Here is a 13,980-nt window from a genome sequence, read left to right as displayed (position 1 = left end):
CCGCGTCCACCGTGCCTTTCGCCCCCCACCCGGGGCCCCGTCGGTCACCGCACTGTCAGTGTCAGGATCCTGTCGTCGCCCGCCTCCGGCGACCCGCGCCCGTCCGTCTCGCTCGTGACCAGCAGCAATCTGTCCCCGCCGAGGGCGATCACCGTGCGCAGCCGGCCGTACTTCCCCGTCAGGAAGGCCTCCGGCTCGGCCACCGGAACCGCCCCGGCCAGCGGGATCCGCCACAGCCGCTCGCCCTTCAGCCCGGCCATCCACACCGAACCCTGCGCCCACGCGATCCCGCTCGGCGAGGCCTCGTCCGTCTTCCACACGGCCACCGGATCCCGCAGACCCGGCTTTCCGGCCTTCCCCTCGGCCTCGGGCCAGCCGTAGTTCACGCCGGGCTCGATCAGGTTCAGCTCGTCCCAGGTGTTCTGGCCGAACTCGGCCGCCCACAACCGTTTGTCCTTGTCCCATGCCAGGCCCTGCACATTGCGGTGCCCGTAGGAGTAGACGACCGAGTCGGCCTCGGGATTCCCGTGCACCGGCTGCCCGTCCGGGGTCATCCGCAGGATCTTGCCGCCCAGCGACTTCTTGTCCTGCGCGAGCCCGGTGTCACCGGTCTCACCCGTCCCCGCGTAGAGCATCTTGTCGGGGCCGAAGGCGATCCGGCCCCCGTTGTGGATCAGACCCTTGGGGATTCCCCGGAACACCGTGTCCGGCGCGCCCAGTTGCTGGCCCGCGTCCCGCTGCTCGTCGTACCGCATCCGGGCGATGCGGTTGTCGGACTCCGTCGTGAAGTACGCGTACACCATCCGGTCCGAGGCGTACGAGGGCGACAGTGCGAGCCCCAGCAGCCCGCCCTCGCCGCCCGGGGCCACCCCCGGCACCTTGCCGATCTGCGTCACCGTGCCGGTCGCCGCGGCGACCCTGCTGATCGTCCCCTTGTCCCGCGAGGCGACCAGCAGGTCCCCGCCGGGCAGCGGGGCCACGCCCCAGGGGGACTCCAGGTCCTTGGCGACCTCGCCCGCCACCGTCACGGAGCCCTTGGCCGGGGGCGCCGCCTCCGAGGAGCCGGACGGAGCGCCGGACGGGGAGCCCGCGGCGCCGGACCCCGATGAGGCGGGTGCCGGGCCCGGTGGTGACGTGCCCGGCTTGGCGGCCGGTGCGCCCACCGGTGCGCAGCCCGCTGCGAGCAGAGCCCCGCAGCCCGCCAGGGCGAACGCCGCCAGCACTCCGCGGGTCCGGGCGCGCGGGCCCTCGTACCTCTCGGATGCCTGTGCCTGTGCCTGTGCCTGTCCGTATCGCATCGTCCTGCTCCCCTCCGGTCGGCGATCGCGCCTTTCACCTGTCTCAACAGCTGCGGCACTTCCCGAAGTTCCGGCGCTCGTACACCCGATCGAGTGGTTGTCCCGGGCCCGGAACCGGCTCGCGCCAGGGCTCAGTCCCAGGCTCCCACCGCCGCCGGCAGGGACGCGATCTCGGCCAGGTCCCCGGCCGTCAGCCGCAGCCGCGCCGCCCCCGCGTTCTCCGCCGCCCAGTGCGCCCGGTCGGCTCCCGGCACCGGCACCACCTGCGGACCCTGCGCCAGCACCCACGCCAGCGCCACCTGCGCGGCCGTCACCTGCGGCCCGTGCCGCCGCGCCACCCGCCGCAGCCCCGCCACCAGCACCTGGTTCGCCGCCATCGACTCCGCAGTGAACCGCGGGTGCCGGGCCCGCACGTCCTCCCACTCGAAGCCCTCGCCCGGCCGCAGCGTCCCGGTAAGGAACCCGCTGCCGAGCGGCATCGCCGCCAGGAACCCCACCCCGCGCGCCGCGCACCAGGGCAGCAGCCGCCGCAGCGCCTCCCGGGACCACACCGACAGCTCGGCCTGCACCGCACTCACCGGGAACACCTGCTGGACCCGCTCCAGGTGCCCCAGGGTCACCTCGTACGCCCGGTCCCCGCGCCGGCCCGCCCCCGGCCCGGCGCCCGCCCCGAGCGCGCAGAGCCCCAGTGCCCGCACCTTCCCGGCACCCACCAGCTCCGCCATCGCCCCCCAGGTCTCCTCCACCGGGACGTCCGGATCCACCCGGTGCAGCTGGTAGAGGTCTATGACGTCCGTCCGGAGCCGGCGCAGAGAGGCGTCGCACGCCCGCCGCACGTATCCGGGCCGCCCGTCCGCCACCACGTGCTGCTCGCCCGCCCGCAGCCCCACCTTGGCGGACACGAACGCCTCGGCCCGCCGCTCCCGCAGCACGCGCCCCAGCAGCAGCTCGTTGGTGAAGGGCCCGTACAGGTCGGCGGTGTCCAGCAGGTTCGCCCCGAGGTCCAGCGCCGCGTGCACCGTGGCCAAAGACTCGTCGCGGTGGCGCCGCGAGGGCGCGTACGCCCAGCTCATCGGCATGCACCCGAGCCCGACGGCACCCACCGCCAGCGCACCCGCCCCGATCGACCTGCGCTCCACCCGTGCGTCCCCCTCCCGGTCCGGCAAACAAACTAACGGCTTGATCAGGATCCTTTGCCCTTGGCATAGCCTCCTGGCCATGGATGCAAAGACCGCGGATGTCTGGCTGCCGTTCCCCGCCGAGGAGATCGAGGAGCTCCCCGACGCCTTCACCTACCGGCAGTGGGACGGGGAGGACGCCTTCCCGGCCGACCCGGCCGCCTGCGTCTTCTACGTCACCCCGTACATGAAGTCCCCCGAGGTGACCCTGCGGCCGCTGCCCGGCATGCCGCACCTGGAGGTCGTGCAGACGCTGACCGCGGGCATCGACCACGTCCTGGGCGGCCTCGGCCTGCTCCGACCCGGCGTACGGCTGTGCAACGCGCGCGGGGTCCACGAGGCGAGCACCGCCGAGCTGGCGCTCACCCTCACCCTCGCCTCGCTGCGCGGGATCCCGGGGATGGTGCGCGGACAGGACCGCGAGGACTGGCGCTCCGGCTTCTACGACGCCCTCGCCGACAAGTCCGTGCTGATCGTCGGGTACGGGTCGATCGGCGCGGCCATCGAGGACCGGCTCGCACCCTTCGAGTGCGCGCGGGTCGTACGGGTCGCACGCTCGGCGCGCACCACCACGCGCGGGCCCGTGCACGCTCACGCCGAACTGCCCCGGCTGCTCCCCGGGGCCGACGTGGTGATCCTCTCCACTCCGCTGACGGACGCGACGCGGGGCCTGGCCGACGCCGCGTTCCTGGCCCGGATGAAGGACGGAGCCCTGCTGGTGAACGTGGCGCGCGGCCCCGTCGCCGACACCGGAGCCCTGGTGGCGGAGCTGGAGTCGGGCCGGCTGCGCGCGGCACTCGACGTCACGGACCCGGAACCGCTGCCCGCCGGCCATCCCCTCTGGCATGCTCCCAATGTCCTGATCACGCCTCACGTGGGCGGCAGCAGCACGGCGTTCGCGCCGCGGGCGCGGCGCCTGGTGGCCCGCCAGCTCCACCGGTTCGCCGCCGGTGAGCCCGTGGAGAACACGGTCCTGGTCACCGACTGACGCGCGGTGCGCACGCTCCGCATCCGTCCGGACGCGCACAGTGGCAACAACTCCCCGCTTGGTAACGGAGAGTAGACCGTCTATGTCCCTGAGTGACGAAAGTGGTGTATCGTCCGGAACAAGGGGCTGCAGCGCGTTCGTCTGGCGCTGGGGAGTGATCGGACACTTTGGGGGGCGACGGGCGATGTACGGCCAATGGACGAAGGATCCGATGCGGCACGGCCGCCGGAGGCGACGCTGCCGGGACTGGGCCGCGCCGGAACCAGCCGGCGAGGGGGACCGGTGAGTGCCCCGGGGGCGGCGCTGCTGACCAGGCCGCCCGTCTCGGGCGGCGGCGCCAGGAGCCTGGCGATGCAGCTGCTCCTGGCCGTGATCAGCGGCGGATACGCCGTCGGCGCCGCCCTCGGCTGGGGCTCCGGGGAACTCGCCGAGGTCATGGGCGACTTCGGGCTCAGCGCCGCCGCGTTACTCGCCGCCGTCTCCTGCTACGCGTACGCGAGGACGATCGACAGCCGGGAGCGCCCGGCCTGGCTGCTCTTCGCGTTCTCCTCCCTCATGGGCGCCTGCGGCAACGGCGTCTGGGGCTGGTACGAGGTGGTCCTCGGCGAGCCCGTGCCGAAGCCCTCGCTCGCCGACTTCGCCTTCCTCTGCTTCGCGCCGCCCGCCATCGTGGGCCTGCTCGTCCTCGCCAAACGCCCGGTCACCCGCGCCGGATGGGTCTGCCTCGGGCTCGACTCCTGGCTCATCGGCGGCTCCCTGCTCACCCTGTCCTGGAGCCTGGCCCTCGCGCACGCGGCGCGTACCGCCCAGTCGGGAGCTCCCGGCAGCGTCCCGCGCGCCGCGCTCTCGCTCGCCTACCCGCTGCTGGACATCGCGCTCGTCTCCATGGTGCTCGTCCTGCACTTCCGGCGTTCCGAGGCCAACCGCTCGGCGGTCAACACCGCCATCGCCGCCCTGGCCCTGACCGTGCTCAGCGACGCCCTCTTCACCTCGCCGCTGCTGAGCGCCGAATACCAGTCCGGCCAGCTGCTCGACGCCGGCTGGTTCGCCGGCTCGCTGCTGCTCGCGTACGCGCCCTGGGGAGCCCGGCGGGCCCATCCGGAGCCGGGGCCGCCGGGGCCCGCCCGCGGCGACCGGCCGGTCAGCCGCCCCATCACCGGCTCGCTGCCCGCCCTCACGCCGTACCTCGCGGCCGCCGTCTGCACCCTGGGCATCCTGTACAACGTGGTGGACGGCCGGAAGGTCGACCGCGTGGTCGTCTTCACCGGCTGCACGGTGGTCCTCGCCCTCGTCATCCGGCAGGGCATCATGCTCATCGACAACATCGCGCTGACGCAGGAACTCGCCCAGAAGGAGAACCACTTCCGCTCCCTGGTCCAGGGATCCAGCGACGTCATCATGATCGCCGCGCCCACCGGGACCCTGCGGTACGTCAGCCCCGCGGCCGCCGGGGTCTACGGGCGCGAGGCCGAGGAGCTCGTCGGCACGGAGCTGGCCACCCTGATCCACCCGCACGACCTGGGCCGCGTGGTCCACGAGGTGCGCCGCTTCCTGGCCGCGCCGCCCGCCGAGGAACCGACCACCCGCATCGAGTGCCGGTTCAAGTCCGGCGGCGGCGAATGGCTCAACGTGGAATCGACGGTCAACCGCCACCAGGGCGGCCTCATCCTCAACAGCCGCGACGTCACCGAGCGGGTCCGCCTCCAGGCGCAGCTCCAGCACAGCGCCGAGCACGATCCGCTGACCGATCTGCCCAACCGGGCGCTGTTCACCCGCCGGGTCCGCCAGGCCCTGACCGGGCGGCGCGCCGGGGACCACAGCACGGCCGTGCTCTTCATCGACCTCGACGGGTTCAAGGCGGTCAACGACACCATCGGCCACCAGGCCGGCGACGAGCTGCTGACCGAGGCCGCGCGCCGGCTCCAGGACTCGGTGCGCGCCGGGGACACCGCGGCCCGGCTCGGCGGGGACGAGTTCGCGGCCCTGATCCTGGGCGACGGCGGCCGCGACCGCAGCGCCCGCGAGTACCAGGTGCGCGAGATCGCGGACCGGCTGCGCACCACCCTCTCCCAGCCGTACCGGATCGCCGGGAGCGACGTACGGGTCGCCGCCAGCATCGGCGTGGCCTTCGCGGACCCGGGCATCACCCCTTCGGACCTCATGCGCAACGCGGACCTGGCGATGTACCGCGCCAAGGCGGGCGGCAAGGACCGGGTCGAGCTGTACGCGCCCCAGATGCAGGCCGAGGTCGTGCGGAAGGCCGAGCTCGCCGGGAGGCTGCGCACCGCGCTCCACGACGGGGAGTTCGCGCTGCTGCACCAGCCCGTGGTCTCGCTGGCGACCGGCGAGGTCACGGCCGTGGCGGCGCAGGCCCGCTGGCGCTCGGCCCAGGGGATCCTGTTCACCCCGGCGGAATTCCTCCGGGTGGCCGAGTACAGCGAGGGCGCGGCGAGGGGGTCCGACGGCCGCTCACGCCTCCCTGCGGGCACGCCCACCCGGGCCGCCGAGCTGGGGCACTGGCTGCTGGAAGAGGCCGTGGCGCAGGCCGCCGAGCGGCACCGGATCGGGCACGACGTCCCGGTGGCCGTACGGATGAGCGCCCAGCGGCTGCTGGACCCGGGGATGTCCCCGGTGGCAGCCGGGGGAGCCGCGCCGCCCGGCTCCGTGGAGGCCCTGCTGACCCGGCACGGGCTGCCGTCGGGGGCCCTGGTGATCGAGATGACCGTGTCGGACCCCAGAGTCCCCTTCGACGAGCTGGAGCGCCGTCTGGCGGCCCTGCGCCGGCTCGGGGTCCTGATCTCCCTCGACGGCTTCGGCAGCGGCTACGCGGCCATCAGCGCCCTGCGCAGACTTCCCGTGGACATCCTCAAGGTGGACCGGGGCCTGGTCGAGGGCGTGGTCGAATCCGCCCGCCTCCACAAGATCACCGCTGGTTTGTTGCGCATTGCAAATGATTTGGGCATGCAGTCCGTGGCCGACGGCGTGGACCTTCCCGAGCAGGTCATGGCCTTGCGCGCGATGGGGTGCACGCACGGCCAGGGAGTGGCATTTTCCGGCCCACTCGACGAGTACAGGCTGCGCCGCGCGCTCGTGCGCGGTACGTTCCCAGTACCGGGCGGAACGGCCCAGCCTGCCTTGGCCGGTGGTTCGCCCGGGGGCTCGATGGCCATCCGCAGAGGCTCACATAATGAGACGCCCGTCCCACCCGCTTGACATCCCCCTCCCGCCGGAGGGAGGGTCAGTGCCATGCGCACCCGAATTCTCGTACTTGGAAAGCGCGTCGGCTGAAGCTGGGACCAGCATGTCCCTGCTCCACACGCCCGACGCGCTCCCCTCGCTTGCCTCCCGGCACGAGGGGTTTTTTGTTGCACTGGCACACCTTCGAATCCTCGTAAAACCCTCAGCTTCGAGAAGAGAATGCCGATGACCGAGCAGGCCACCGGGGCCCACCATCCGCAGCCGCGGCCCCGTTCCGGCGGACACCAGCCCGCCGCAGTTGAGCACGTCACGGGTGCGCAGTCCCTCATCCGCTCTCTCGAAGAGGTGGGGTGCGACACCGTCTTCGGTATCCCGGGCGGGGCCATCCTCCCGGCGTACGACCCGATGATGGACAGCACCAAGGTCCGCCACATCCTGGTCCGCCACGAGCAGGGCGCCGGCCACGCCGCGACCGGCTACGCGCAGGCCACCGGCAAGGTGGGCGTCTGCATGGCCACCTCCGGCCCGGGCGCCACCAACCTGGTCACCCCCATCGCCGACGCGCACATGGACTCCGTGCCGCTCGTCGCGATCACCGGCCAGGTCTCCTCCAAGGCGATCGGCACCGACGCCTTCCAGGAGGCGGACATCGTCGGCATCACGATGCCGATCACCAAGCACAACTTCCTGGTCACCAAGGCCGAGGACATCCCGAAGACGATCGCCGAGGCCTTCCACATCGCCTCCACCGGCCGCCCCGGCCCGGTCCTGGTCGACATCGCCAAGGACGCCCTGCAGTCGAAGACCACCTTCTCGTGGCCGCCGTCGCAGGACCTCCCGGGCTACCGGCCGGTCACCAAGCCGCACGCCAAGCAGATCCGCGAGGCCGCCAAGCTCATCTGCCAGGCCAAGCGCCCGGTCCTGTACGTCGGCGGCGGCGTCATGAAGTCCGGCGCGACCGCCGAGCTGAAGGTCCTGGCCGAGCTGACCGGAGTCCCGGTCACCACCACGCTGATGGCGCTGGGCTCGTTCCCCGACAGCCACCCGCTGCACGTCGGCATGCCGGGCATGCACGGCGCGGTCACCGCCGTCACCGCCCTGCAGAAGTCGGACCTGCTGATCGCGCTCGGCACCCGTTTCGACGACCGCGTCACCGGCAAGCTGGACAGCTTCGCCCCGTTCGCCAAGGTCATCCACGCGGACATCGACCCGGCGGAGATCGGCAAGAACCGCGAGGTCGACGTCCCGATCGTCGGCGACGCCCGCGAGGTCATCGCCGACCTGATCCAGGCCGTCCAGGCCGAGCACACCGAGGGCAACGCCGGGGACTACACCGCCTGGTGGAAGGACCTCAGCCGCTGGCGCGAGACGTACCCGCTGGGCTACGACCTGCCCGAGGACGGGATGCTCTCGCCCCAGCAGGTCATCCAGCGCATCGGCCAGCTCGCCCCCGAGCACACCATCTACGCGGCCGGCGTCGGCCAGCACCAGATGTGGGCCTCGCACTTCGTCGACTACGAGGAGCCCCGCACCTGGCTGAACTCCGGCGGCGCCGGAACCATGGGCTACGCGGTCCCCGCCGCCATGGGTGCCAAGGTCGGCATGCCGGACCGCACCGTCTGGGCGATCGACGGCGACGGCTGCTTCCAGATGACCAATCAGGAACTGGTCACCTGCGCGCTGAACAACATCCCGATCAAGGTCGCGATCATCAACAACGGTGCGCTGGGCATGGTCCGCCAGTGGCAGACCCTGTTCTACAACCAGCGGTACTCCAACACCGTCCTGCACGCGGACGAGACGGGCCACGACACCGTCGGCTCCCAGCTCGGCGAGTCCACCGCCCCCCGCAAGGGCACCCGCGTCCCGGACTTCGTCAAGCTGTCCGAGGCCATGGGCTGCGTGGCGCTGCGCTGCGAGGACCCGGCCGACCTGGACAAGGTCATCGCCGAGGCCAACGCGATCAACGACCGCACCGTCGTGATCGACTTCATCGTCCACGAGGACGCCATGGTGTGGCCGATGGTCGCCGCCGGCACCTCCAACGACGAGGTCATGGCCGCCCGGGGCGTCCGTCCCGACTTCGGCGACAACGAAGACGACTGAGCCGAGAGAGCCTGAGAGAGAGAACGACTCACATGTCCAAGCACACGCTCTCCGTCCTGGTCCAGAACACGCCCGGCATCCTCGCCCGGATCGCCGCGCTGTTCTCCCGCCGCGGGTTCAACATCGACTCCCTCGCGGTCGGCGTCACCGAGCACCCCGACATCTCGCGCATCACGATCGTCGTGAACGTCGAGGACCTCCCGCTGGAGCAGGTCACCAAGCAGCTGAACAAGCTCGTCAACGTGCTCAAGATCGTCGAGCTGGAGCCGCACAACGCCATCGAGCGCGAACTCGTTCTGGTGAAGGTCCGCGCCGACAACGAGACCCGCTCCCAGATCGTCGAGATCGTCCAGCTGTTCCGGGCCAAGACGGTCGACGTCTCCCCGGAGGCCGTCACCATCGAGGCCACCGGCGGCGCCGACAAGCTCGGCGCGATGCTCAAGATGCTGGAACCGTTCGGCATCAAGGAGCTCGTGCAGTCCGGCACGATCGCCATAGGGCGAGGCGGCCGGTCCATCACGGACCGCAGCCTGCGCGCGCTCGACCGCAGCGCCTGAAACACACCCTGACGTCGCGTTGCCTCTCGCATCGCGAGACCAGGAAACTTCCTTCACGTTCCCCGCCGTACGGTGGGAGCAACACCAGCGCACCAAGGAGATATCCCAGTGGCCGAGCTGTTCTACGAGAACGACGCCGACCTGTCCATCATCCAGGGCCGCAAGGTCGCTGTCATCGGCTACGGCAGCCAGGGCCACGCCCACGCGCTGTCGCTGCGTGACTCCGGCGTCGACGTCGTCGTCGGCCTCAAGGAGGGCTCGAAGTCCAAGGCCAAGGCCGAGGAGCAGGGCCTGAAGGTCGTCCCCGTGGCCGAGGCCGCCGCATGGGCCAACGTCATCATGATCCTGACGCCGGACCCGCTGCAGGCCGAGATCTACGAAGAGTCGATCAAGCAGCACCTGGAAGAGGGCGACGCGCTCTTCTTCGGCCACGGCTTCAACGTCCGCTACGGCTTCATCAAGCCCCCGGCCAACGTGGACGTCGCCCTGGTCGCCCCGAAGGGCCCTGGCCACCTGGTGCGCCGCCAGTACGAGGAAGGCCGCGGCGTGCCCTGCATCGCCGCCGTCGAGCAGGACTTCTCCGGCAGCGCCTTCGCCCTCGCGCTCTCGTACGCGGCCGGCATCGGCGGCACCCGCGCCGGCGTCATCAAGACCACCTTCACCGAGGAGACCGAGACCGACCTGTTCGGTGAGCAGGCCGTCCTCTGCGGTGGCGCCTCCGCGCTGGTCAAGGCCGGTTTCGAGACCCTGACCGAGGCCGGCTACCAGCCGGAGATCGCGTACTTCGAGTGCCTGCACGAGCTGAAGCTCATCGTCGACCTCATGTACGAGGGCGGCCTGGAGAAGATGCGCTGGTCGGTCTCCGAGACCGCCGAGTGGGGCGACTACATCACCGGTCCCCGCATCATCACCGACGCCACCAAGGCCGAGATGAAGCAGGTCCTCGCGGAGATCCAGAGCGGCGAGTTCGCCAACACCTGGATGGCCGAGTACAAGGCCGGTCTGCCGAAGTACAACGAGTACAAGAAGGCCGACGAGGCGCACCTGCTGGAGACCACCGGCAAGAAGCTGCGCAAGCTCATGAGCTGGGTCGACAGCGACGAGAGCTGATCCGTACGCGGCGGGGCCGGGACGAGGAGTCCCGGCCCCGCCGCGCAGGACGGGCCGGATCGGACAGCTCCGTACGCGGTGCTTGTCCACCCTGGCCAACCCCGGACGGGTGATCCTTCCGGACAGGCGGAATTCCCTGCGGAATCCGCCACTACACTGCTCAACACAACGCGTCAGGCCCACAGTGTCGTGCGTCTTCCACGCGGCTACCCCCTCCACCGCCTGCGGCCGTCGGGACGGCCGTCCGCACTGGACTTGTGAGGATGACCCACGTGAGCTCGAAACCTGTCGTACTCATCGCCGAAGAGCTGTCGCCCGCCACCGTCGACGCGCTCGGTCCGGACTTCGAGATCCGGCACGTCAACGGAGCCGACCGCGCGGAGCTGCTCCCCGCGATCGTGGACGTCGACGCCATCCTGGTGCGCTCCGCGACCAAGGTCGACGCGGAGGCCATCGCCGCCGCGAAGAAGCTGAGGGTCGTCGCGCGCGCCGGTGTCGGCCTGGACAACGTCGACGTCTCCGCCGCCACCAAGGCGGGCGTGATGGTCGTGAACGCCCCGACCTCCAACATCGTCACCGCCGCCGAGCTCGCCTGTGGCCTGCTCGTCGCCTCGGCCCGCAACATCCCGCAGGCCAACACCGCCCTGAAGAACGGCGAGTGGAAGCGGAACAAGTACACGGGCGTCGAGCTCAGCGAGAAGACCCTCGGTGTCGTCGGCCTCGGCCGCATCGGCGTCCTGGTCGCCCAGCGCATGTCGGCCTTCGGCATGAAGATCGTCGCGTACGACCCCTACGTACAGCCCGCGCGCGCCGCCCAGATGGGCGTCAAGATGCTGACGCTGGACGAGCTCCTCGAGGTCGCCGACTTCATCACCGTGCACCTGCCCAAGACCCCCGAGACCCTCGGTCTCATCGGTGACGAGGCCCTGCACAAGGTCAAGCCGTCCGTCCGCATCGTCAACGCCGCGCGCGGCGGGATCGTGGACGAGGCCGCGCTGTACTCGGCCATCAAGGAGGGCCGCGTCGCCGGCGCCGGCCTCGACGTGTACGCGAAGGAGCCCTGCACGGACTCCCCGCTCTTCGAGCTCGACCAGGTCGTCTGCACCCCGCACCTCGGCGCGTCCACGGACGAGGCCCAGGAGAAGGCCGGCATCGCGGTCGCCAAGTCGGTGCGCCTCGCGCTCGCGGGCGAGCTCGTACCGGACGCGGTCAACGTCCAGGGCGGTGTCATCGCCGAGGACGTCCGTCCGGGCCTGCCGCTCGCCGAGAAGCTCGGCCGCATCTTCACCGCCCTCGCGGGCGAGGTCGCGGTCCGCCTCGACGTCGAGGTCTGCGGCGAGATCACCCAGCACGACGTCAAGGTGCTGGAGCTCTCCGCCCTCAAGGGCGTCTTCGAGGACGTCGTCGACGAGACGGTCTCCTACGTCAACGCCCCGCTGTTCGCGCAGGAGCGCGGCGTCGAGGTGCGTCTGACCACCAGCTCGGAGTCCCCGGACCACCGCAACGTGGTGACCGTGCGCGGCACCCTGTCGGACGGTCAGGAGGTGTCGGTCTCCGGCACGCTCGCCGGCCCGAAGCACCTCCAGAAGATCGTCGGCATCGGCGAGTACGACGTGGACCTGGCGCTCGCCGACCAGATGCTCGTACTGCGTTACACCGACCGTCCGGGCGTGGTCGGCACCGTCGGCCGCATCCTCGGCGAAGCCGGCCTCAACATCGCGGGCATGCAGGTCGCCCGCGCCGAGGAGGGCGGCGAGGCGCTCGGCGTCCTCACCGTCGACGCGGAGGTCCCGGTGAACGTCCTCGCGGAGATCTCCGCCGAGATCGGCGCCGTCTCGGCGCGTACGGTCAGCCTCGGCTGACCCGCACGGCACAGGGAGGGGCCCGGGGAACTCCCCGGGCCCTTCTTCGTGTCCCGCCGCTCGCCCCTGCCGTACGGGGATCAGGTGTACGGGGTTCAGGCCGCGAGGGCCGGATCCTGCCCGGCGGGCTCCTCGGCGGGCGGCGCCGCGGTGGCGCCGAGCCCCCGCAGCAGGGCCGCGGCGAGCAGGGCCGCCGCCAGCAGCAGAGCCGTACCGCCCCAGGCGGCGTACTGCATGCCGTGGACGAAGGCTTCGCGGGCCAGGGCCAGCAGCTGCTCCCCGGCGGGCCCGCCGAGTTGCCCGGCGGTGGCCACGGCCCCGCCCAGGGTCTCCCGGACGGCGGGCTCGGCGCCCGACAGGTCGGAGCGGTAGACGGCGGTGCCGAGGCTGCCCAGGACCGCCATTCCGAGGGCGCCGCCGAACTCCTGCCCCGTCTCGAGCAGGGACGCGGCCGCGCCGGCCTTCTCCGCGGGGGCCGCGCCCAGCGCCATGTCGGAGACCAGGGACATCACGGTGACGATGCCGCAGGCCAGTACCCCGGCGCCGGTCAGCAGTAGCCACAGGGAATCGCTGCCGACCTGTCCGATCAGGGCGAATCCGGCGGCTGCGAGGGTGAAGCCGCCGGCGATGACGTAGGCCCGGTCGGTCTTCCGGGCCAGGGCCGCGCCGACGGGGGCGGCGGCGCCGATGAGGAGCGAGGGCGCGAGGCTCCACAGGGCGGCCTCCAGGGTGCCCATCCCGAGCACCGACTGCAGGTACTGGGTGGTGAAGTAGGCCGAGCCCATCATCGCGAAGGCGGCGAGGGTGCCCAGGGCGATCCCGGCGCCGAATCCGCGGCCCCGGAAGAGGGACCGTCCGACCATGGCGTCGTCGCGGGTGCGCTGGCGGCGGACGAAGGCGTACCCGAAGGCCAGGCCCGCGGCGACGCAGGCGAGGTACAGCGGCTCCGGGCCCTCGGCGGCGATCTCCTTGAGGCCGTACACGACCGGGAGGACGGCGGCCGTCGACAGCGGGACGCTCAGCAGGTCGAAGCGGCCGGGGGCCGGGTCCTTGAACTCCGGGACCAGCACCGGGACGAGGGCCAGCAGGAGCAGCATCGCGGGCACGTTGACCAGGAAGACCGAGCCCCACCAGAAGTGGTTCAGCATCACGCCGCTCATCACCGAGCCGAGGGCGATGCCGCCGGCCATGGCCCCGGACCAGATGGCGATGGCCCGGCCGCGCTGGCGGTCGTCCTGGAAGAGGTTGCGCACGAGGGCCAGGGTGGAGGGCATCAGGGTCGCGCCGCCGATCCCGAGCAGCACGCGGGCTGCGATCAGCATCTCGGCGCTGGTGGCGTAGGCGGCGCAGACGGAGGCGACCCCGAAGGCGGCGGCGCCGGCCAGCAGCAGCTTGCGGCGGCCGATCCGGTCTCCGAGCGAACCCATGGTGATGAGCAGGCCGGCCAGGGCGAAGGCGTAGCTGTCGAAGATCCAGAGCTGCTGGGTGGCGCTCGGGTCGAGCTCGCGGGTGATCGCCGGGATGGCGAAGTAGAGGACGGAGACGTCCATCGAGACCAGGAGCAGCGGCAGCAGGAGGACGGTGAAGGCGATCCATTCCCGGCGGCCGGCGAGACGTGCGGAGTTCGTCATGAGCAGCAATGTACAAGTGTCATAAACGCTTGTCTAGTACGGCTGTATGGAA

Annotated in this window: 9 protein-coding genes; 6 read left to right on the top strand and 3 right to left on the bottom strand. The window is 71.5% G+C overall.

What is annotated here, in order from left to right; all coding sequences use genetic code 11:
- Positions 1 to 44: 44 nt before the first annotated feature.
- Both ACFYXV_RS00940 and ACFYXV_RS00935 read right to left on the bottom strand, forming a co-directional pair.
- The gene (locus ACFYXV_RS00940; RefSeq protein WP_389381722.1) at positions 45 to 1,298 is read right to left on the bottom strand and encodes a PQQ-dependent sugar dehydrogenase; all 1,254 of its coding nucleotides are present in this window, start codon (positions 1,296 to 1,298) and stop codon (positions 45 to 47) included.
- Between the two features lie 131 nt (positions 1,299 to 1,429).
- Positions 1,430 to 2,437 carry an aldo/keto reductase gene (locus tag ACFYXV_RS00935; protein WP_385471620.1) on the bottom strand — a complete coding sequence of 336 codons (1,008 nt, stop codon included), beginning with the start codon at positions 2,435 to 2,437 and terminating at the stop codon, positions 1,430 to 1,432.
- Between the two features lie 79 nt (positions 2,438 to 2,516).
- On the opposite strand from ACFYXV_RS00935, the gene ACFYXV_RS00930 reads away from it, so the two are divergent.
- The 6 genes from ACFYXV_RS00930 to serA all read left to right on the top strand — a co-directional run bounded on the left by ACFYXV_RS00930 (position 2,517) and on the right by serA (position 12,297).
- A complete protein-coding gene (locus ACFYXV_RS00930) occupies positions 2,517 to 3,464 on the top strand; it encodes a 2-hydroxyacid dehydrogenase (protein ID WP_389381721.1) in 948 nt (315 codons plus the stop codon).
- A gap of 282 nt (positions 3,465 to 3,746) precedes the next feature.
- Positions 3,747 to 6,677 carry a putative bifunctional diguanylate cyclase/phosphodiesterase gene (locus ACFYXV_RS00925; RefSeq protein ID WP_389381720.1) on the top strand — a complete coding sequence of 977 codons (2,931 nt, stop codon included), beginning with the start codon at positions 3,747 to 3,749 and terminating at the stop codon, positions 6,675 to 6,677.
- Positions 6,678 to 6,887: 210 nt separating this feature from the next.
- The gene (locus tag ACFYXV_RS00920; RefSeq protein WP_385471629.1) at positions 6,888 to 8,768 is read left to right on the top strand and encodes an acetolactate synthase large subunit; all 1,881 of its coding nucleotides are present in this window, start codon (positions 6,888 to 6,890) and stop codon (positions 8,766 to 8,768) included.
- Positions 8,769 to 8,800: 32 nt separating this feature from the next.
- Complete coding sequence (gene ilvN / locus ACFYXV_RS00915; RefSeq protein ID WP_030159104.1) at positions 8,801 to 9,325, top strand: acetolactate synthase small subunit; 525 nt, start codon at positions 8,801 to 8,803, stop codon at positions 9,323 to 9,325.
- Positions 9,326 to 9,433: 108 nt separating this feature from the next.
- Positions 9,434 to 10,435 carry a ketol-acid reductoisomerase gene (gene ilvC, locus ACFYXV_RS00910; protein ID WP_030857428.1) on the top strand — a complete coding sequence of 334 codons (1,002 nt, stop codon included), beginning with the start codon at positions 9,434 to 9,436 and terminating at the stop codon, positions 10,433 to 10,435.
- A gap of 272 nt (positions 10,436 to 10,707) precedes the next feature.
- The gene (gene serA / locus ACFYXV_RS00905) at positions 10,708 to 12,297 is read left to right on the top strand and encodes a phosphoglycerate dehydrogenase (protein ID WP_385471635.1); all 1,590 of its coding nucleotides are present in this window, start codon (positions 10,708 to 10,710) and stop codon (positions 12,295 to 12,297) included.
- Positions 12,298 to 12,392: 95 nt separating this feature from the next.
- On the opposite strand, the gene ACFYXV_RS00900 is transcribed toward serA, so the two are convergent.
- Positions 12,393 to 13,928, bottom strand: coding sequence for an MFS transporter (locus tag ACFYXV_RS00900; RefSeq protein ID WP_389381719.1), 1,536 nt, complete (start codon positions 13,926 to 13,928; stop codon positions 12,393 to 12,395).
- Positions 13,929 to 13,980 lie beyond the last annotated feature (52 nt).

Source organism: Streptomyces sp. NPDC002181 (genome assembly GCF_042890485.1).
Lineage (GTDB): Bacteria > Actinomycetota > Actinomycetes > Streptomycetales > Streptomycetaceae > Streptomyces.
The sequence above is the reverse complement of the archived record's forward strand: the minus strand, read 5'-3'. Positions and strand labels throughout refer to the sequence as shown.

Bases quoted from the DNA above. Each gene is read 5' to 3' on its own strand.
- ACFYXV_RS00900 (WP_389381719.1), bottom strand. From the start codon at position 13,928: ATGACGAACTCCGCACGTCTCGCCGGCCGCCGGGAATGGATCGCCTTC.
- ACFYXV_RS00940 (WP_389381722.1), bottom strand. From the start codon at position 1,298: ATGCGATACGGACAGGCACAGGCACAGGCACAGGCATCCGAGAGGTAC.
- ACFYXV_RS00920 (WP_385471629.1), top strand. From the start codon at position 6,888: ATGACCGAGCAGGCCACCGGGGCCCACCATCCGCAGCCGCGGCCCCGT.
- ilvN (WP_030159104.1), top strand. From the start codon at position 8,801: ATGTCCAAGCACACGCTCTCCGTCCTGGTCCAGAACACGCCCGGCATC.
- ACFYXV_RS00930 (WP_389381721.1), top strand. From the start codon at position 2,517: ATGGATGCAAAGACCGCGGATGTCTGGCTGCCGTTCCCCGCCGAGGAG.